This is a genomic window from Frankia sp. Mgl5 (genome assembly GCF_023242985.1).
GTDB lineage: Bacteria > Actinomycetota > Actinomycetes > Frankiales > Frankiaceae > Parafrankia > Parafrankia soli.
In genome coordinates this window covers 1-315 of record NZ_JALKFY010000018.1, presented here as the reverse complement: position 1 = coordinate 315, position 315 = coordinate 1, and the positions used below count along the sequence as shown (strand labels likewise).

Sequence of the window (315 nt, the reverse complement as noted above, 5' to 3'; positions counted from 1 at the left end):
CACATAGATCGCCCCGCACGTTATTTAAAAAGTTGAGCAGGTGTGAGCGATGACGGCCACGATCCTCCAGTGTACCGACACTGTTCAGATCAACGCTGATTCCTGTTAACCCGAAGCCCTGGTAAAAGCGAACCGCAACGGCAATCACTTCCGCATCGATAGCAGGATCGCTCGTGCCGATCGCTTCCACGCCAAACTGAGTAAACTGGCGCAAGCGGCCTGCCTGCGGACGTTCGTGCCGGAACATCGGTCCGATGTAATATAACTTGGTCGGCTGATTGGCTGCACCATAAAGCTTGTGCTCCACATAGGCAC

General features: G+C 54.3%; 1 protein-coding gene. It reads right to left on the bottom strand.

Annotated elements, in window-relative coordinates:
• On the bottom strand, positions 1-315 hold a 315-nt coding region (locus MXD62_RS08160; RefSeq protein ID WP_248828796.1), incomplete at both ends, for an ATP phosphoribosyltransferase regulatory subunit.